Genomic DNA, 19,175 nt, shown 5'->3' with positions numbered 1-19,175 from the left:
ATTGGAGCGTATCGGGATCGAACCGATGACCTTCTGAATGCAAATCAGATGCTCTCCCAGCTGAGCTAACGCCCCTTGTATACCAAGGTTTTGTGGATAGTTTCAAAGGAACCGAATCGGAGAATTCTCTTCCAACCGGATTCCTCGGCTCTGCGGGGTTAAGGATCTTCGGAGGGAAGGACTCCAACCGCTATCCACTGGTCTTAACCCCTGGGCCTGATGTGACTTGAACACATGACCCCACGCTTATCAAGCGTGTGCTCTAACCAACTGAGCTACAGGCCCGGTAAAGGACATGATTTTGTTTTAGGATCGGATGGCAAGGGATTTTTGGCGAGAGGAACTCGTTTTTTAGGATTCTGCAGGAGCGGGTTTGGCTTTTGCGTTTCCGAGGATGGCGTTCAAAAAAAAAGAATTACGAATCAGCAGATGATAAATCCCGAACGTAAGAAGATACGTGAGCAAAAGATGAAGAGGGAACTTTGCCCAGATCGGCCAAGTTTCTTGGACGATGCCGAATCCGATTCCGAGGGAAATCGGATGATGAATGAGATATACTGGCAGGCTGGAATTGCGAAGGTATTCAGAGACTTCGGTTCGATCGCTGATGAAAAACTGGAAGAACCGTATAAAGAAAGCGATCCATGCCCATCCACCCAGACATTTCAGAAAAATGTGAAGAACTCTTCTCCAATCTCCCGTGTAGCCGAAGTAGGACCAAAATGGATCTATGCTTTTGATCCAGTAGAAGCACCAGAATAATGCTAAGGCTAAAATCCCTAAAATTCCCAATTCGATCTTGCTCGAAACTCCGTCTATGATCGTGGATTCTTTACCGATAAAGAAACTTCCTGCGGCAAAGAAGCTGATATCGTACACGAATTGCACCGGTTCAATCGTGAAAAACGTCTGGTCCTTTAGGAAAAAGTAATTTATTAGACAGGTCCAAAATGTGCTCCAAAATCCCAGAAATAATAGGATTTCCGCTCGTTTTACCTGTATGGAACCTGTCGAAAAGTTTCCGTAGCGACTTTCCGGTAAGAAGAAGTTGCCCAATCGATTCAATACCGGACGGATGGCCACATACAGGAACGTGTAAAGGACCAGATATTGTAGGAACCATAGGTGGGACGGCTTCGGCGATTTTAGAAGGAATTCGTTCCAGAAAAAGACGAAATAATTGTGCTCGTAACCGTTCGATACTGCGGCCACGTAATATTGTGCGGGAGCGAATAGGATGATTCCGCTGACTAACGGAATTAAGATCCGAAATCCTCTGAGTCGTACGAAATTCGCCATTCCCTTGGACCGGAAAGTTCTTTCGCTGAAATATCCCGAGAGAAAAAAGAACAGAGGCATCCGAAATAGATGTACCCATTCTCCGAATACGTCGAACGTCCAGGAACGGTCTACGTTTCTCAAAGGGTATTTTATATCCGCTGCATAAACGATTGCGACGTGAAACGCTAATCCGAGTAAAAGAGCGAACGATCTAAGATTATCTAAATAATCCAATCTTTTAGCGCTACGGGGTTTTGCCACCGATAACGCCAAGGATTAAACGTCCACCGTGTACTTAAACAGACCTTCCCGGATGATCAGAGAACTTGGATCGTTTTTAGGTTGTTCCACCAATTTGTCCTTTACTAGAAGGTTTATGGATGAAACCAGATCTTGGTGTTCCAGGCCGACTCTAAGAATGGCCCACTTGATGAAGGCGCCGAGATGAATCTTGTAGATTCCGCCGTCCTGTTCTCCTCTTGTTTGACTAAAGGCGATCAAAGCGGAAGTGACCAAGTTTTTACGGTCCGCCTTCAGAAGACTAGCGATGGTCTGATTCGTTTCCCGCAGGCGGGAAGAAAGCATTTTGACCATCTTAAGCGAGAAGGAAGGATTCGTCTGAATCATATTATAAAAAACAGATTCCGTAATCGCAAAGAGCAGAACGTCGGTTTTTGCGATCGCACGGGCGCTCCGTGGCTTCTTGTCGACTAAAGCCATCTCGCCGAACATATCACCTTCTTTGAGTTCGATTAATAACTTGAATGCTTCCTTTACCTTCTTGTGAATCCCGACCTTACCCGTTAGGATCAGATACATTTGATCGGCGGGTTCGTTCTCATCGAAGATAATAGAGGATTCCTTAAATCGGACTCCGTGTTTATTGACCATTTCTTCCGAAATCTTCATCTTATCGAAAGGCATAACTCTTATGCCTTGTGTAGCGTATCTAAAATTGGTTGGGAGCCGCAATCAATAATTGTAAAGCTCGCGCAATGATATCGGAAATTTCCGTTGACTGGACTTCCTTTCAAGTTAGTTTCTCCCTCGTTTCCCTTAAGGAGGGAATCGTGAACGCGAAAAAAATCCTCCTACTCCTCGCGACAGTACTGATCATTTTAACGGCGGGGATTCTGATCAAACCCTCTCGGATTGAACCTGTGGCCTATTATCCTCCTCCCGAGCCGGAAATGAGCGGGGTATATTCCGAGAATAGACTCTTAAGATCCGCCGAATTGATCGCTTTGGGCAGGATTCACGGTCCTGAAGATATAGAACCTGACGATTTCGGCAATCTCTACTCAGCCAGCGAAGACGGAAAAGTATATTTCATATCGAAAGAAGGAGATATGAAAGCGTATGCAGCTACGGGCGGAAGACCTTTGGGGATGAAACTAATTTCCGACGGGACGCTTTACGTGGCCGATGCAATGAAGGGCCTTTTAAAAATCGGTCCTAAAGGAGACGTGCAAGTCCTCTCCACCGAAGCGGAAGGAGTTCCTTTTAAATTCACCGACGATCTGGATGTGGCAAAAGACGGGACCGTGTATTTTTCCGACGCGAGTTATAAATATACCGCCCCCGAATATCTTTACGATCTGATGGAAGGTGTTCCTAGGGGAAGATTGCTAAAATACGATCCTCGTACCAAAAAGACTACGGTACTGATGAAGGATATTTTCTTTGCGAACGGAGTCGCGCTGTCGAAAAACGAAGACTTCGTCGTTCTGAACGAGACGTACAAATATAGAATTCATCGATATTGGTTAAAGGGTCCTAAGGCTGGGACTAGCGACGTGTGGGTCGAAAATCTTCCCGGGTTTCCGGACAATATCTCTTCCGACGGCAACGGGACTTTCTACCTGGCTATGTTTACGGTACGAAATCCGACCATGGATCATCTTCTTCACCCCAGGCCTTGGGCGAAAATTCTGGTGGCAAAACTTCCGAAATTTTTATGGCCGAAACCCAAACCTTACGGTCTCGCGGTGCTTCTGGACGAGGAGGGCCGTGCCTTAGCCAGCTTTCAGGATCCTACCGGAGAACACTTGAAGGAGATCACTTCGGTGAAGCGCAAGGGAAATTACGTATATTTGGGAAGTCTTCATAACGACCGGATCGGAAAATTCGAACTCCCTCCGGAATTCAGAAAATAAAGAAAGTAGGAAAATTTAAATTACTATGGATTTAACCGTCTCTAAAGAAGTCGAAGAGATAAAGGCTAAGGCCAGGGCCTTCGTGGAAGAAGTGGCCATTCCCGCCGAGGATCATTACGATTACAATCGAGGGAGAATGCCCGAAGCGTTGACGGAAACGTTGAGGCTGGAAGCCAAGAAACGGGGGCTTTGGACGGCCCACCTTCCCAAATCGGAAGGCGGATTGGGATTGGATCTTGTCGGCACCGCTCTCATATTTAGCGAATTAGGTCGTTCTCCGATCGCTCCGTATTTATGCAACTGCGACGCCCCGGACGAAGGAAATATGCATCTTCTTCACCTGGCCGCCAACGAGGAACAGAAAAAGAAATATTATTATCCTCTTGTGGAAGGTAAGATCCGTTCGGGATTCGCGATGACGGAACCCCCTCCCGGCGCCGGCTCGGATCCTACTACTCTCGCTACGAATGCGGTTAAGGAAGGCGAACATTACGTGATCAACGGTAGAAAATGGTATTGTACCGGTGCGAACGGAGCCTCCTTCCTGATCGTCATGGCTAAGGTTAACGATAGTTTTCGTCGAACCACGATGTTTCTGGTCCCGACGGACGCTCCCGGATACACGATGGTTCAGGAAATCGAAATGCTCGGTTCCCACGGACCCGGAGGACATTGCGAACTGAATTTCGAAAACGTTAAAGTACACGAATCCCAGGTTCTAGGAAAGGTAGCGGAAGGTTTCCGTCTTTCCCAAGAGCGCCTTGGTCCCGCCCGTCTAACGCATTGTATGCGATGGATCGGACTTTCCCGTCGATCCCTCGAAATCGCGAGAGAATACGCGATAAAACGGGAATTATTCGGCGGAAAGCTCTCCGAGCAACAGGGGATCCAATGGATGTTCGCGGAGGCCGCTCTCGAAATCGAATCCGGCTTTCTGCTTACTTTAAAGGCCGCGGATATTCTCAGAAAGGGAGGGGACGCCAGACAAGCGATTTCCCTCGCTAAATGGCAAGTGAGTGAGACTCTGAACAAATGCGTAGACAGAGCGATTCAGATCTGCGGTTCCCACGGGTTCAGCCGCTATCTGAAGCTGGAGCTTTTTTACAGAGACGCACGCGCAGCGAGAATCGCCGACGGACCTACGGAGACGCATAAGATGGTGATCGGACGGAACCTAATGTCGGGAAAGGAAAAATTTTAAACGTGAAGGATTCGGAATTAAAGGAGAGGTTAGAGACCTATCTCGGAGGAAGGCTGAAGGGAAAAGTAGAGATTTCTAATATGATCTCGCTTTCGGGAGGGGCTTGCCAGGAGAACTTTTCCGCGGACATCATAGTTGCGGAAGGAAAGGAAAAAGGAACTTACCAGACAGTCTATAGAACGGATAAGGGTGCGTCGCTTCTGGCCTCCCTATCTAGGATAGACGAATTTAAAGTTTGTAGAATGGCGTTCGAAGCGGGCGTAAAAACTCCGGAACCTTTTTGGCTGGAAACGGATCCCGGTGTCACCGGCAATCCCTTCTACTTCATGAGAAGGATCTCCGGTAGGGCAACAGGTAGATTCGTTGTCAAAGATCCTAGTCTGAATAAAATCCGGAAACAACTTACGAACGAGCTCGCGGAAAACCTCGCCAAGATTCATTCGGTCACTCCGGAAACATGCAAAGACGAGCCTTTGCGAAAGACCCTCTCTCTGGGACAGGATCTGAACGATATGGTCGTCGCTTCCGGATCGGTCCAAAATTTAAGGAGTCAATTGGAAGGAATGAAAGAGCCTTATCCGGCCATGGAGATGATCCTGAATTGGTTGGAAAAGAACGCTGTTCCGAGCGACAGGATCGTTCTCGTCCACGGGGATTTCAGGACCGGGAACTTCATGGTCACTCCGGAAGGACTCCAAGGGATCGTGGATTGGGAATTTGCCCATTGGGGGGATCGTCACGAGGATCTCACTTGGCTTTGTATGAGGGATTGGCGTTTCGGAAAGCTGAATAAGGAAGCGGGAGGGTTTGCGGACCGTTCCGAATTTTACGAGGCGTACGAAAAATCGGCCGGAGTGACTTTGGATCCCAAAAAAGTGACCTATTGGGAAGTGATGGGGAATCTGAGATGGGCCATAGGTTGTATCGGTCAGTCCGAACGTCACTTATCGGGAAAGGATAAGGGAATCGAGCTCGCCGCGATCGGAAGAAGGGCCGGCGAGATGGAATACGAGGCGATGCGTCTGATCGAGGAATCGTTATCCTAAGAGGGGAGTATGCAGGATAAACCTACTAGTACGGAATTATTGGAAGCGATTCAGGATTTTTTAATGAAGGAGGTTCTTCCCGAATTCAGGGATAAGGATCTGCTTTCCTATAAAACCCTGGTCAGTTGGAATATGTTGGGGGTTATTTCCCGGGAAATTCGATCCGGGGAAGAGCTTTTGGATAAGGAAATCGTCCGTCTTGCAAAGCTGCTCGAAAAGGATATACGGACGCCGTTAAATACGTTAAATGAGAAGAAGGTTCTTGCCGCTTCTTGGAATATGGAGTTGCGGGATCGGATCCGAAAAGAGAAGAGATCGGTGGATGACCGGGATTTCTGGGAACATGTAAAGGAAAGCGTGAAGGAGAAGGTAGAGATCACCAATCCGCGTTTCACTACAGAAGACTAGGGACCCATGTCCGTAGTTCATCTAATCCGACACGGCCAAGCGAATTCTCGGGGAGAAGATTACGATCTTCTAACGGACCACGGAAAGAAACAATCCTTTCTCCTGGGCAAATACATGGGAGAAAACGGAGATCTTCCGGATCGGATCGTCACTGGGAGCTTGCGAAGGCATAAGGAAACTGCAGAATCTTTTTTGGACGGACTGCGGTCAGTGAATCCGAGGCTTTTGACGGATAGAGAGGAGGAATCCTTGGTTCTTCGGGATTCCGGTTGGAACGAATTCAGCCCTGAATTGTGGAGTTCCTATGCGAAAATATTGTCCGAAAAAAATCCGGACTTTCATCGGAGTCTTTCCCAATTCGCGAAAGTGAAACTCCAGGGAGGAATTCGCTCTGCGGCGCTCTTTTTCAAGTTAACGGAAGAGATCTTGGTCTCCTGGAGAGGAGGAGAGGAAACTCCTCACGGAATCGAATCTTATTCCGATTTCGAATGCCGTGTGATGGAGTCCTGTGATAGATGGTTTTCCCCATCGGATAAGGAGAGAACCTTCGTCTTCACTTCGGGGACTCCCATCTCGCTAGTACTAAAAAAGATTCTCAGACAGGATACGGGAAGTTTCGACTGGATGCCATGGATTTGGAACACTTCCTTAAGTACGTTCCGTTGGGTCAGGGGAAGATATCTACCCGTCTCGGTGAATAACGTTCCTCACTTGCCGGAAAAACCGGACAGAACCCTGTTCTGAATGTAGGTCGCATATCGACGTCTTTTAAGAGACACGTTTGCTGATGATTTTTTTGAACTGCTGCGTCAGAATATCCGTATTCTTTTCCAGTCTTTTCGTCTCTAACGCCTTTTCCGGGTTTTTGTGGAATTCTAAGCCGAGAATCAACGCTCCCTTTTCGTCTTTTTTCCACCAACGTATTTCTCCGGAAATAGGAAGAGGTCGCTGCTTTCTGAAAAGGATATCCAATTCTATCGTTTTGAATTTCGGAAGCAAATCGGCCAACTTCTTGTCCTGAATCCGAACGCACATTCCTTTCTTGGAGATATCCAGGATCTTATACGAGGTCGTAGTCCGGAATGTATTCCAGGTTTTGATGACGTCGGTTATTTCGTTCGCAACGGAGGCTAGCTCCCGCATTTCCTCTTCGAGGATATTCTTTTCGGAACTATGAAGAGAAATTACGCCTAACGGGAAAGGTTCACAATGGCCGTCGCTATAAACGATGGGTATGATGACTTCCGACTTTATGTTCTCGTTCTTATAAGTTTGTATAGCCAAGGGGATGTCGGAAACGATTTCCTTGGCGAAGTCGACGAAGGACGGATCTTTAGAACGAAAATTTTCCGGATCGGCGGAATTGCGAATGTAAAGGATCTTTTGCGTCTTCCGCACCACTTCCAATTTGCGGTTCGAAACGAATCCGAACTTATCGATGTGTAAATCGGGAAAATTGCCTTCTCTCAATTTCTCCTGGTATTTGGAAAAGAGTTCCGTCACTATGTTCGGGATTTTTTCTTTTTTGTCTCCCGGAAAGAATTTATAGGTCACTAAATTGCTGGCAAAGGCCACTTCCGACGGTACGGGAATTCTATCTTCTTCCCGAGCCGTTTCGGTGATCCCTATGTTCACAAGACGGAAAAGATAGTTGTACTCTTCGTATTCCTTCTCGAAAACGCAATCGAGCTGGAGGTACTTCGCAAAAGTCTTAAAAAAAGAGATCGATTCCCCTTTTACGAGTTTGATTCCGGTAGGAATATGGATCAATAGCAGATTTTCTTTTTCGAAACTTTCGACGACGATTGCCTCGAAAAAATAAGGGGGCTTTTTGATGGAAACGGTATGATTCAATAAGTAGGCTTTGACGAGCTGAAACCTTTGTGCCGGATCGGCGATCCAGTTTATCTCCCTTGAATTCTGTTCTTTTAAATCCATGATGTACGAACGGCCTATGAAAAATCGAAAGTGCGGGATCTTTCTCCCTAATAAGATAGACGTGAAAGATTCCCGGATTCAAACATTCGGTTCTTTGATCGGAGGGCCGGTAGGCGCGGGTTTTTATCGAAAAAAGAGTTCCGGCTCGTCGAAATTCTCGGCGGACCTGCGGATCGGAAACTCCCTCATTTGGTCCGACTGAAATCGAGAATCCTGTCCTGCACTTTGGTATCGCTCAAAAGTTTGGAATGTTCCGCTTCCGATTCGAAGAGTTCGTATTCGATTCCTGGGGGAGGTAGAGCGCTTTCGGCAGTCACCCTTCCGTCACCGTTCGTCCTTTTGGCTTTCTCGAAATCCCATTTCCATCCTTCGGTCGTTTTTTCGCCGGTAAGTACGCGAAGAGTCGGTCGATTTACGGCCCGAACGACCAATACGGAGGGTCGATTTTTTCCCGTTGTGGCTGTCAGAGAGTCTCGAAACGTTTTGGCCCGGTCCAAGCGTTGTTGGAATTCTTTTTCCTCCGGTAGGTTCGAGCAAGAGGCGGTCTTACTGAACGGACCCAGTCCGTGTTCCTTCCAAAAGGAGGCTCGGAAAAATCGATTCTCTACGAATTTTCCCTTCGCATCACTCAAAACTTCTCGGGTGTCAAAACTTTCTTCCCGTGGAAAGAACGTGTACACGCTTGCAAACGTGGAAACGACGCATGGATCGGCGATTTTTCCGTTCAATCCCGTCGATTGCGGAAGCATCAAATCTTCCAAGAATCCGATTCCCGAATGAAAAGGAGCTCCTACAAAAATCGCTTTCGAGATCAGATCCGGCCTTCGGTTGAGGACACTCAATGTGAGGGTTCCCCCGTTGCTATGTCCCACCACGACGGGAGCCGTTCCGCCCGACTCTTTTTTGACCCGCTCCAAAAACGTCTCGAGTAAAAGAGAAGTATTTCCGTTATCCTTTCTCCAATCGTAAGGAAATACATAGGAGGCAAGGCCCGCCTCCGATTCTAGGCGCTTTAACCAAGGAGAATATACTTTAACGTCTAGGATTCCTGGAATTGCGGTAACGGAAGAGAGGATATCCCCGGCCATGATTCCGTCACCATCCCTAAGAGACAAATCCGGTGTCGAAAAAGCGAATGCCTGGGAAGGACCGAGCCACAATCGTTTTCCGGATGAAGAGATCAATTCCGAACCCTTATAACCGGGAACGAAAACGACGACTCCGGAGCCTGTTCTGTCGGCTTTCAATATTCTAGGTCCGAAATTGTCGGTTTTACCGGAACAGCGGAGAAGAAAGATCCAGAATAAGAAAAAAGAAAGAGTCCGCTCGTTCGGCATGGGACGAAGAATAAAACCCGTATTCTTCTCTGTCGAACGGAATTTATGCCTCATCTCTCCACTACCAGGCATGGTAGGATCCGAAAATATACTGGATTGTCATAGAATAAAAAATATAGTACGGTATAAAGCCGCGTCATCTCTTAGGATTTTTCATGGACCGTTCGCAGGATAAAGTATATCGCACGATTTTCGAACAATCTCCTATCGGTTTAATTATTTTCAATCGTAGAGGGGAAGTCGTGGACGCGAACGTAGCTGCTTTGAGAATTCTAGGAATGCGGGGCGAAGATCTGATCGGATCCTCGTTCAGCGATTTTCGGGATGAAAACCTGGTCAACATGCTGACTCATGCGTATTCCGGAGAGACCTATGAATACGAAGGACCTTATTTCACCTCGCTATCCGAATCGTCTTTTCAAATACACGCAAAGGTCGCTCCTATATTGGACGAGCATGAGTCTGTGGACGGACTCGTCTTAACTTTCGAAGATATTACCGAAAAGAAACGTACGGAACGCAGATTGGCCGAGACTTTGGTGAAGCGAGCCGAGATACAAAAGGCGCTCCGAGAAAATGAACGTAAGTTCAGAACCTTGTTTGAGGCGGCAGGGGACGCGATCTTCATCTTCGACGGCCGGATTTTCTTAGACTGTAATCCCAGGACGGAGGAGATATTCGGCTGTACGAAGGAGGAGATGATCGGACATTCACCGGTGGATTTTTCCCCGGAGTTCCAGCCGGACGGATCCAATTCCGCGGAGGCCGCCATCCACAAAATCGGGCTGGCGATGTCCGGTCAACCCCAGACCTTTGAATGGACTCATTGCAGAAAGGATAGAACGAATTTTTCCGCGGAAGTGACTCTGAATTCGGTCAGATTCGGCGATGCGGACGTGATCCAGGCCATCGTTCGGGATGTTTCGGAAAGGAAAAGATCCGAGGAACAGATAAAAAGACTGAACGAGGAATTGGAAATTAAGGTTTCCCTCCGCACGGAACAGCTAAATGCGAGCAATAGTCATCTAGAAAGTACGATTCGAAATTTGAAGAATGCTTTGATCGAATTAAAATCTACCCAAGGGCAGCTTGTACAATCCGAGAAGATGGCCGTTCTCGGACAATTGATCGCCGGGATCGCTCACGAAGTGAATACTCCGTTAGGAGCCATTATCTCTTCGAACGAAGGGATTCAGTCCGTTTTTAGGGACGCGTGGGAAACGTTATTGAAGGAATTCTCCTTATTTAACGATGAGGAGAAAAACTTCTGGAAAATGTTGTTTTTCAAAGGAAGTGTATTGCCGGAATTCTATGATTCCGCGGAGGAAAGAAAAAAGCGGAAACATATCAGGGACCAATTGAAGCAGGAAGGTTTCGTCAAGGCGAATTCTCTCGCGGACAATTTGGCCGAGCTGGGAATCGAGGGGAAGGATCTGTCCGAAATGATCGCCAGTGCCGATAAGGAAAGATTTCCCGTGATCGTGGCAAATGCTGTTCATCTTTCCGGAATATTCCGACATAGTAATGTGATTCGGGAGGCTGCGAACAAGGCTTCCCATGTTATACGGGCGTTAAAGACGTATATCTATCAGGACCATTCCGGAGCAACCGAAGTGGATGTAAGGGAACAGTTGGAGCTGGTTCTTACCTTATATTACGGTAAAGTAAAGCAGGGTGTGGAGATCGTCCGAAAATTCCACGATCCTTCGATCGCTTTCGGACAAGCGGACCAATTGACGCAGGTCTGGGCCAATCTTATCAATAATGCGTTTCAGGCCATCTCGTACAAGGGACGTTTGGAATTGGAGACGCGTCCTCAGGGCGGATTTTTGGACGTATTTATAACGGATAACGGACCGGGAATTCCCACGGAGATTCGGGAAAGAATTTTCGAGCCTTTCTTTACCACAAAACCTCAGGGGGAAGGGAGCGGCCTCGGCTTGGATATTTGCCGTAAGATCCTGGAACGGAACAACGGTACGATTCATGTGGAGTCCAAATCCGGAAGGACCACTTTTAAAGTCCGGCTTCCTACCGCTCCAAATTGACGATTTTGGATGGACACCCGGCTCTTTTCCGTTGAACTGAACTGCGTTTCGGAGGTTCATTTCGTGAAAAACAATACAGTCCGGATTCTTTTATTCGGTTTTTTGGTATGGTTGATTCCGTTCCTAGCGGCTTTCGGGTTTTACACTCCGGAAGGAAAACTGAGGGGAGATATTTTTCTATTTAAGACGGTAATGCTCCTGGTGGGAGGAGCGTCCGGATGCTTTTTTTTATTCCTTATGGCAAAGCGGGTTGCTCTTCCCGCGTTCCAAACGTTTGCGGCAATCGGTTTGATCTGGTTGGTGGAAAATCTAGGCTTGGATCTGTTGATTTTGGTGCCTATGTCCAAAATGACTCTGGGCGATTATTTCGTTCAGATCGGACTGAGATACTTTATGATCCTATTCGTTTCCGTTACGGTGGGAGCCTCCATAGACGCAGCTAGGAAATGAACGGACGATAAGCAAAGGACGCCGGGAAGTTTTCCCGACGTTCTGATCTTTTTTAGGCTTTGACCGGGACTTCTTTTCCTTTCTGAAAGGCCGGACGAACTCCAAGTCTATCCTGCCATTCTTTGAGCTTCGGAAAATCGTCTAGAGAAACTTCCGAATAGGTATGTCCGTAAACCCAGGGCCAAGTCGCTATGTCCGCTATGGAAAGTTCCGAACCGGCCAAATACTCCGAGTTGTGAAGACGCTTTTCCAAAACGGAATAGAGTCGCTTGGTTTCATTCTGGTATCTTTGAATAGCGAAGGGAATTTTCTCGGTCGCATACCTCAGGAAAAAATTCGCCTGTCCTTGCATGGGACCTACACCGCCCATTTGAAACATCAACCACTGTAAAGTTACGGACCTTTGCTTCGGATCCTTGGAAAGCAATTTACCTGTCTTTTCCGCAAGATAGATCAGTATGGCCCCGGATTCGAATACTGCAAAGTCTCCGTTGTCCTTATCCACGATCGCAGGGATTCGTCCGTTCGGATTGATTCTTAAGAACCAATCCTCTTTTTGCTCCAGTTTACCCAGGTCCAAGGCTCGGACGGAATAGGGAAGTCCGATTTCTTCCAGCATGATGGAAACCTTTTTTCCATTCGGCGTTCCTGCAGTATATAGTTCGATCAATCGCTCTCTCCTTCTTGGATGATTTATTAGACCGGTCTTCGAATCCGGGAATTCGATTATTTTCCTTCCTGCCTTGCCCTTTCTTTTTTAAGTCGTTTCCGGATCTCTTTTCCGCGCTTTTGATTCTCTTCCAGAACCTGCGCGATCATCTTTATCGGAAAGGATGTGCCCTGGAACATTCTTGCAAAGACTTTTTCAGGCATGTCGTACCAACGAGCCTTCGAGGAAAGCAATAGCTCCCCGGTCTTCTTGAGATGGACCGTTCCCTTGGTATACAATCTTCTCCTGCGAACCATCGTGACCCAACAGCGGACTTCTATTTCCGCTCCGAGCGGACATGCTTTGAGATACCTCATGTAGAGTTGGTCCGTCATAACGAAATGCCCGAGGTGAAAGCAAAGGACCCCTTGGGCCTCGTCCATTAATGTGGCCAAGGCGCCTCCGTGGGTGAAACCCGGTGCGCCTTCAAAACCTTTTTCCATTACGAAACTGAACCTGACTTCTCCCGAAGCTTCGTGAAAGGGAAAGCTTGCATGCAGTCCTTTTGGATTGTCCGGTCCACAGCCGAAGCAGTTCGTGTGATGCCAATCCTGCCCGTTTTGGCTGGCTTTGATTTGTCGATAGATCTGTTCTTCTACCATAGGGTATTTCCTTTAATAATACGAAAGGATGACTTACAGTACCATGGAAAACCTTTTTGAAAACGGGACAAGGAGGAAATCGGTACCTCGTTTCGGAAGGATCCGACCGAACATCGCTAAGTCTCGAACGATCGAGCCCGTCCGAAAATTCTCACCGATGGTTTTCTCTTCAAACGATCACGGCTTGCCTGGGAATTCCAAGCGCGAGAATCCCTTGACCGGAGTTTCCCGGATTCTATTCTACGTAGCGTTTGGATTGGAGTTTTTATGAAAGCCGCAGTATTGGAATCCGGTAAAAGAACTTTAGAAATTCGGGAAGTCGAAGTCCCTCGTTTGGGACCCACTTCGGTTAAGGTCAGGATAAAGGCGTGCGGAATCTGCGGGTCCGACGTTCATCTTGTTTTACACGGAACTCTGAAATGTAGCCATTATCCCCAGATTCCCGGGCACGAAGCTTCGGGAATCGTGGAAGATACTGGAGAGTCGGTAAGTAAATTCAAAAAAGGTGATAGAGTAGTGATTGCGGCGGGAACAAGTTGCGGCGAGTGCGCACATTGTCTTAACGGGCGCGAAAATCTATGCAAGAATTTGGGAGTCTTCGGGTTCGATCGAGAAGGGAGTTTTGCCGAATATAACGTGGTAGAGGAGAGATACCTTTATTCGTTACCGGACAAGATTCCGTTCGAGCAGGGGGCTATATTGGCGGATGCCGTTTCGACTCCTTATAATGCGATCAAGTTTCGGGGAAGGATTCAGGACGGCGAGAGCGTTGCTGTCTTCGGGTGCGGAGGATTGGGGATTCACGGAGTCGCGATTGCGAGGGCTTTGACGAGCGGTAAGGTGATCGCTTTGGATGTGGATCGAGGAGCTTTGCAGAACGCGTTGGCATACGGCGCCGATGAAGCGATCAATCTAAAGGAAGTAAAAAATGCGGGAAAAACGTTGAAGGAAATCTCCAAAGGGATAGACGTTTTGGCCGATTTTTCCGGAAGGACTTCGAATATTCAAGAATCTTTAAGAGCGATGAATCCCGGGGGAAGAATGGTCATGGTAGGGATCGGCAGGGATCCGCTTACGTTCGCGATTCCGTTTTCGATCATCGAGAAGCAGATTACGATCGCAGGCTCCTACGGTTCTGACAGGAGGGCTATCCCCGAACTGATCGATTTGTACGTTGCGGGTAAGTTGAATCTTTCCAAATCCATTACAGGAATCCTAGGTCTGCAGGAGATCAATTCCGGATTGAGGGATCTGGAAGATCGGAAAGGAAATCCTATCCGTATCATCGTATCTCCCTGATTTGCAAAACGGACGGAAAGATCTCGAGACGATCGTGTCCGACTTGATTCCGGCGGCGATGTTTCTATTTTCGGTATAGGCGGGCGTTAAAAGTCTGAAGAGTTAACGCGATTTTTTGGCCGGACGATGCGGGAGAAAAGACGAATCCTGATCGGGATATTTTGAGAGATGCTTAAACAATACCTTCAATTCATTTCAACTCTTAGGAAAGTCCGTAACATTATCACGATAAGATCCCTTCTCCTGATCGGATTCATGTATGTGCAGCCCGCTTTGCAGGGAGGGGCCGGCCTTTCCCTACTTTTAGGTATCGCTCTCTTTTTTGGAGTGGTCGGTACTTATGCCGCGAATGGCTACGAAATACGATCGAATTTGACGCCCGAAAAGCCGGTACAATGGGGCTCATATCTCCGGTTTTTCGTTTCGATGATCCTCTTCAGCTTTGCGGTGGTATTACTGATCGATTTTGTCGTCAGTCCTTTCGTGAGTCCGAAGTTAAAGCCGTATCTTGAAAGCTATGTTAAGGATCCGAAAACCCCTTTGCCGCCCGAGTTAGAGAGGCTCTATATTCTTCTTCCTTTTGCGATCGGTCTGATCTTATTTACTCTGGTACCTATTTTGATCGCTAGACTAAGCGTAGTGCAAGGCTTGGCCTCGTTGGGAAGATATCTGAGAAGATCCGACTATCTCCAGGTCGCGTGGACTTCTTTTCTGGTATTTTTTGTTCCCTTCTTCGTTCTGTACATATTCTCTTCGTTTCCGAATTTCATTTCCTCTTTTTTCGGTTTGGCTTTGATTATAGCGGTGATTTTTCTTTCGCTTACCTGGGATTTGATCCTGCATTTTCCCGTATTTTATATATTACGAAAGATAGATGCACTTCCGTCCCCGGACAAGACGGAACAATAGACGGAAGACGGGTGCCGAGAGCGGTTTAGGTCTTCAGGAAGCTCATAGTTTCCCGAAGATTTTTCGCTATATTCAAAAGTCCTGAAGCGCTTGCCGCGATCTCTTCCGAATTGGCAGCGCTGCTCTGAACGGTAACCGAAATATTGGCGACGGCATTTGCAGTTTCGACGATCGCCACTTTCTGTTCCTTGACGGAGGTTCGTATTTCCGCGGATTTCGAATCCACCAACTGTACCGCTCCGCGGATGGTTTCCTTCTTTTCCTGCTGCAATTGCATGATCTGAACGATATTGTCGGAGGATTCTTTTATCGACCGAAGGCCGTCCAGAATTCCCGCATAAACCTTGACGGAGTTTTCCACGAATCCTTTTCCCGATTCGATCTCGGCATTACTGGTTTTTATCAATTCCTCTATGGTTTTGGCGCTTTCATCGGTCTGCTCGGCCAATCTTGTGATTTCGGATGCGACGACGGCAAAACCGCGTCCGTGCTCTCCTGCTCTGGCGGCTTCGATCGCGGCGTTCAAAGCGAGAAGATTCACTTTTTCGGAAATTTCCTTGATGATGGCGGTGATGGATCTCATTTCCACGGAACTGTTTTCGATCTTACCCATGCTTCCGGAAAGATTGCCCATGGTATTCTTTCCGCCTTCCACTTTTTGAACCATTTCGGAAACGCTTTGTAGGGAACCTTGGACAGCATCTCCGACTCTGTTGATCAACGTGTCCAACGTTTTCATTTCTCCGGAAAAGGACGCAATGGAGGAATATTGCTCCTCGGCGTTTCGGGTCACCTGTTCCATTCCTGCGCTGATTTCCTCGACGGATGCGGATATCTGTTCCGCGGAGGCCGATTCAGTCTGGGCGTTCGAAGAAAGGTGATCGCTGGATTTGGAAAGTTCTTCGGAAGCGGATAATATGGATTCGGAAAAGGAAAAGATCGTACTTAACATATTCTTTACTTTTTCCTGGAATTCCTGGAAGGCGATGAGCAACAGATAAAGTTCGTCCTTATTCCTGTCGTCATGCTGCACATCGACGATCTTACTGAAATCCGCATTTTTTATGGAAGAAGTCACCGTCGTAAGTCCTTTTACTAGGCGCAATGAAAAGGAGATGGAGGCGATGAGAATGTAGGCGATCGTAGCAATGGAAGTAACGGTAAATATTCCGATGCTGTATTCGTACTCTAGTTCCGCTTTCGTATAGATTCTTTCGGTTATCTTCAATTGAACCTGAATCAGCCTCTCTATCTTTTCCGTGACCGGATCGATATTCGGATAAAGTATTTTCTCGGCGAATTCTACCAGCTGTTGTTGGTCTTCGGATTCCATCGTTTTTTTGCCTTCTTCCACCGCCTTGTCCGCCGCGGCAAACAACGGTTTCAACTCTTCGATGATCTGCGTCTCCTCGGCAACCAATTGAGTGGAAAGATACGCCGTCCATTCTTTCTTTATTCCGGCTTGTGCCTGAACGATGTTTTCTCTGCCTTGAGAGAACGAGACCGCGCCGCTACGCACTTTATGCACGCAATCGACGATAGAAATCGCATAGTAGTCCGATATGGACTTTAATTGTTTTAGCGGTATGAGCCTATCGTTGTGAATGGTTTCTATATCTCGAATTCGGGAGGAGGAGTTTAAAAGGGAAAGTCCGAGAATCATCAAAATGGGCAATAGCAGAGATGAAAACAGGAGAGTAAGTTTTATTTTGAGACCTAAACGAGAATACCAAGATTTCATCTATCTATTCCTTAATTTCTTGATCATCCAAGATTTTAATTCGGCCGCATCGTTTATGAATTAAGCTTGGATTTTAAGATTTTCAATAAGACGAAACTTTGCCAAAAAATAAAGACTTTTATCCAAAATTCGCTTAGAAGTCGTATAAGCGAAGTCGCTCTCCGATTGTATCAAAGATACTTACACCAAAGAGTATAGAGTTGAAGATTCGTTAGTTGTTCGGACGTATTCGACTTTAAATTGCAATTAACGTCTTAAAGTAAGTATATAGATTCTCCGACGGAAAAAATCGTAAGAAAACGGACTCGACGGTTTTTAGGGTCTAAGGCCATTGTAGCGATCGCTATACACTTGACAGACTCTTCTCTCGGAATAAATTGAGAGAGTTACGACTGAATTTATATAAAACAATTGTTTGATAAAAGAGAAAGAGGATAGAATGTTAGGGATTAAGAAAAAATCGAATATTCGAATTCGAAGTAAACAAGCCGTTTCTCTCGGTTTTGTTCTGCTTCTCGTTGCCGGCTCCGCCTCCACGGCCCTTTCCTTGAAAGAGATTCCGGATCATATCGGACCTGATGGACGCAATATTTCTCGCCAGTTCTTCCAGTTCTTAAAGATCGCAGCGATCAAAAATAAATACGATGGTCGCGCGTTGGAGTTCCACAAATATCTGGATCGCTCCTTGGAGAGGTTCGAATTAAAAAATCTGTTCAACTCCGAATTCATGCAAAAGGAAGATGGGGGACATTTTGTCACCTATAAGGGGAAATTCGCTCCGGACGGCTACCGTGTGAGTTTAGAGAATATCCGGATGAAAGAAGTACCGATCCAGAGCTTCGGTGATTTTTCCGCGGAATTTTCCCTAAGACACAATCCAAAACCTACGTACGGCGGAAACTCTTACTCGGGCAATTTGGATGTTTCCACCAATTTAGGTCCGTTTACCCACAAACATGGAGTAAACGCGATGGATTCAGGGCTGAAGTTTTTAGATCCGAAAAACGTCTCCGCAATTCAGGCGCCTTCCACTCAGATTTTCAAAAAAATCAAGGACCATGAAGCGAGACATGTCCTGAACGATTTCGATTCTTCTTTTCCTGGACTTGCAAAATTTTTGAATTATTATTTCGGACTGAGCTCTTTGCTTAGCGTTTCTAAGGAAGGGAAAGCACAGGGGATTACCGAATTCAATTTCGAAGGAACGGTAGAACAATCCTTAGCGACGGATTTTACGGATCTCGGCGATTATTTGGATGATATCAAATATCTGGGTTGGATTAAGGCGAGAATCACGAATCTGCAAGGAAAAACATTGCTCCAATTCGGCTTGGTCTCCAAGACTGCCGAGTTGAAGTTTCGCTTTTATACAAAAGACGGTAAGATCGTTCCTTTCGATTCAAAAGGAAATCTCTATCCGGAAGAAGCATTTTCCTTCTCGTCTCTGACGGAATTGCCTTTTTTAGTGAAGGCTTCTCTCGAAGCGAATCTCTACGGATTACTATTGGAAAACGAGGATATCCAATTGTTCGGCAGATTTTCCAATTCGCCTTCTTCCGGCGTTTTAAATTTGAAACTGACCAAGGTGGAGAAATTCGAAGTAAGCGGAGCTTTCGCGTATTTGGCTCCAAGTTGGGCGATTAATTTGTTCATTCCGGGAAATCTCCAATCCATTATCCACGAATTTACGGAGACTTTAGTGAAAGCGAACGGTGGAAAAGGTTCCTATTTCGTGCTGAGATGGGATCGAGAAGGGGCTCGGACATTGATGCGCACGCATATAGAATCCGAATTTTTGGATAATTTCTTCATTCGCTTCGGTCTGAAAATCTGGAATCATAAGGTTCTTCCCGATGAAGATGCGAGAGATGATATCCGGAAAGTTTTTTCTAAAATTATGGACTTAGTCTTGCAAGGGATATAAGGGAGTTTTTTGAAAGAGCGGCGGCGGGGTCGTGGGCCAATTGTCGCCCGTTTCTCCACTATAAAAACGCCCTTTTCGCAACGACTTTTTTCAACCTTTTCTTGTAGGAGCTCCTACAAGAATTTG

17 protein-coding genes and 2 tRNA genes are annotated in these 19,175 nt (G+C 46.7%); 10 read left to right on the top strand and 9 right to left on the bottom strand.

Features of this window, described 5'->3' with window-relative positions; genetic code table 11:
• Nucleotides 1–2 precede the first annotated feature (2 nt).
• From EHO60_RS15985 to EHO60_RS15970, 4 genes are all read right to left on the bottom strand, one after another.
• A tRNA-Ala gene (locus tag EHO60_RS15985) sits at nucleotides 3–75 on the bottom strand.
• Between the two features lie 136 nt (nucleotides 76–211).
• Nucleotides 212–285, bottom strand: a tRNA-Ile gene (locus tag EHO60_RS15980).
• A gap of 66 nt (nucleotides 286–351) precedes the next feature.
• Nucleotides 352–1,554 (bottom strand): acyltransferase family protein, encoded by a 1,203-nt coding sequence (locus EHO60_RS15975; RefSeq protein WP_135769204.1) that lies wholly within the window; start codon nucleotides 1,552–1,554, stop codon nucleotides 352–354.
• 3 nt (nucleotides 1,555–1,557) lie between these two features.
• Nucleotides 1,558–2,190 (bottom strand): Crp/Fnr family transcriptional regulator, encoded by a 633-nt coding sequence (locus EHO60_RS15970; protein ID WP_135769249.1) that lies wholly within the window; start codon nucleotides 2,188–2,190, stop codon nucleotides 1,558–1,560.
• Between the two features lie 161 nt (nucleotides 2,191–2,351).
• On the opposite strand from EHO60_RS15970, the gene EHO60_RS15965 reads away from it, so the two are divergent.
• The 5 genes from EHO60_RS15965 to EHO60_RS15945 are packed head-to-tail and all read left to right on the top strand — an operon-like array spanning nucleotide 2,352 to nucleotide 6,836.
• Nucleotides 2,352–3,437 carry an SMP-30/gluconolactonase/LRE family protein gene (locus tag EHO60_RS15965; RefSeq protein ID WP_246028350.1) on the top strand — a complete coding sequence of 362 codons (1,086 nt, stop codon included), beginning with the start codon at nucleotides 2,352–2,354 and terminating at the stop codon, nucleotides 3,435–3,437.
• Nucleotides 3,438–3,462: 25 nt separating this feature from the next.
• Entirely contained in the window at nucleotides 3,463–4,638 is a 1,176-nt protein-coding gene (locus tag EHO60_RS15960) for an acyl-CoA dehydrogenase family protein (RefSeq protein WP_135769202.1), read from the top strand.
• 2 nt (nucleotides 4,639–4,640) lie between these two features.
• Nucleotides 4,641–5,684 (top strand): phosphotransferase family protein, encoded by a 1,044-nt coding sequence (locus EHO60_RS15955; protein ID WP_135769201.1) that lies wholly within the window; start codon nucleotides 4,641–4,643, stop codon nucleotides 5,682–5,684.
• 9 nt (nucleotides 5,685–5,693) lie between these two features.
• Nucleotides 5,694–6,092 carry a DUF6285 domain-containing protein gene (locus tag EHO60_RS15950; RefSeq protein WP_135769200.1) on the top strand — a complete coding sequence of 133 codons (399 nt, stop codon included), beginning with the start codon at nucleotides 5,694–5,696 and terminating at the stop codon, nucleotides 6,090–6,092.
• Between the two features lie 6 nt (nucleotides 6,093–6,098).
• A complete protein-coding gene (locus EHO60_RS15945; protein WP_135769199.1) occupies nucleotides 6,099–6,836 on the top strand; it encodes a histidine phosphatase family protein in 738 nt (245 codons plus the stop codon).
• A 24-nt stretch (nucleotides 6,837–6,860) separates the two neighbouring features.
• On the opposite strand, the gene EHO60_RS15940 is transcribed toward EHO60_RS15945, so the two are convergent.
• A complete protein-coding gene (locus EHO60_RS15940; RefSeq protein ID WP_135769198.1) occupies nucleotides 6,861–8,030 on the bottom strand; it encodes a PilZ domain-containing protein in 1,170 nt (389 codons plus the stop codon).
• A 185-nt stretch (nucleotides 8,031–8,215) separates the two neighbouring features.
• Nucleotides 8,216–9,439: an alpha/beta hydrolase gene (locus EHO60_RS15935; protein ID WP_246028349.1), complete on the bottom strand. Its 1,224-nt coding sequence runs from the start codon at nucleotides 9,437–9,439 to the stop codon at nucleotides 8,216–8,218.
• 83 nt (nucleotides 9,440–9,522) lie between these two features.
• On the opposite strand from EHO60_RS15935, the gene EHO60_RS15930 reads away from it, so the two are divergent.
• Both EHO60_RS15930 and EHO60_RS15925 read left to right on the top strand, forming a co-directional pair.
• Nucleotides 9,523–11,415, top strand: coding sequence for a PAS domain-containing sensor histidine kinase (locus EHO60_RS15930; protein ID WP_135769197.1), 1,893 nt, complete (start codon nucleotides 9,523–9,525; stop codon nucleotides 11,413–11,415).
• Between the two features lie 63 nt (nucleotides 11,416–11,478).
• Entirely contained in the window at nucleotides 11,479–11,865 is a 387-nt protein-coding gene (locus tag EHO60_RS15925) for a hypothetical protein (protein ID WP_135769196.1), read from the top strand.
• 52 nt (nucleotides 11,866–11,917) lie between these two features.
• Here the strand turns inward: EHO60_RS15925 and EHO60_RS15920 are convergent, their stop codons facing one another.
• Both EHO60_RS15920 and EHO60_RS15915 read right to left on the bottom strand, forming a co-directional pair.
• The gene (locus tag EHO60_RS15920; RefSeq protein WP_135769195.1) at nucleotides 11,918–12,535 is read right to left on the bottom strand and encodes a glutathione S-transferase family protein; all 618 of its coding nucleotides are present in this window, start codon (nucleotides 12,533–12,535) and stop codon (nucleotides 11,918–11,920) included.
• 56 nt (nucleotides 12,536–12,591) lie between these two features.
• Nucleotides 12,592–13,176 carry a PaaI family thioesterase gene (locus EHO60_RS15915; protein WP_135769194.1) on the bottom strand — a complete coding sequence of 195 codons (585 nt, stop codon included), beginning with the start codon at nucleotides 13,174–13,176 and terminating at the stop codon, nucleotides 12,592–12,594.
• 267 nt (nucleotides 13,177–13,443) lie between these two features.
• Here EHO60_RS15915 and EHO60_RS15910 point away from each other — a divergent pair, with 267 nt between their 5' ends.
• Nucleotides 13,444–14,475, top strand: a complete 1,032-nt coding sequence (locus EHO60_RS15910; protein WP_135769193.1) for a zinc-binding dehydrogenase — start codon at nucleotides 13,444–13,446, stop codon at nucleotides 14,473–14,475.
• A gap of 168 nt (nucleotides 14,476–14,643) precedes the next feature.
• The gene (locus EHO60_RS15905) at nucleotides 14,644–15,384 is read left to right on the top strand and encodes a hypothetical protein (protein WP_135769192.1); all 741 of its coding nucleotides are present in this window, start codon (nucleotides 14,644–14,646) and stop codon (nucleotides 15,382–15,384) included.
• A gap of 25 nt (nucleotides 15,385–15,409) precedes the next feature.
• Here EHO60_RS15905 and EHO60_RS15900 read toward each other — a convergent pair whose 3' ends face one another.
• Nucleotides 15,410–17,125, bottom strand: a complete 1,716-nt coding sequence (locus tag EHO60_RS15900; RefSeq protein WP_135769191.1) for a methyl-accepting chemotaxis protein — start codon at nucleotides 17,123–17,125, stop codon at nucleotides 15,410–15,412.
• Nucleotides 17,126–17,564: 439 nt separating this feature from the next.
• Between EHO60_RS15900 and EHO60_RS15895 the strand changes: the two genes are divergently transcribed.
• Nucleotides 17,565–19,049, top strand: coding sequence for a hypothetical protein (locus EHO60_RS15895; RefSeq protein WP_246028348.1), 1,485 nt, complete (start codon nucleotides 17,565–17,567; stop codon nucleotides 19,047–19,049).
• Nucleotides 19,050–19,175: the final 126 nt, after the last annotated feature.

Source organism: Leptospira fletcheri (assembly GCF_004769195.1).
Classification (GTDB): Bacteria; Spirochaetota; Leptospiria; order Leptospirales; family Leptospiraceae; genus Leptospira_B; species Leptospira_B fletcheri.
This window is presented reverse-complemented; position numbering and strand designations above follow the sequence as displayed.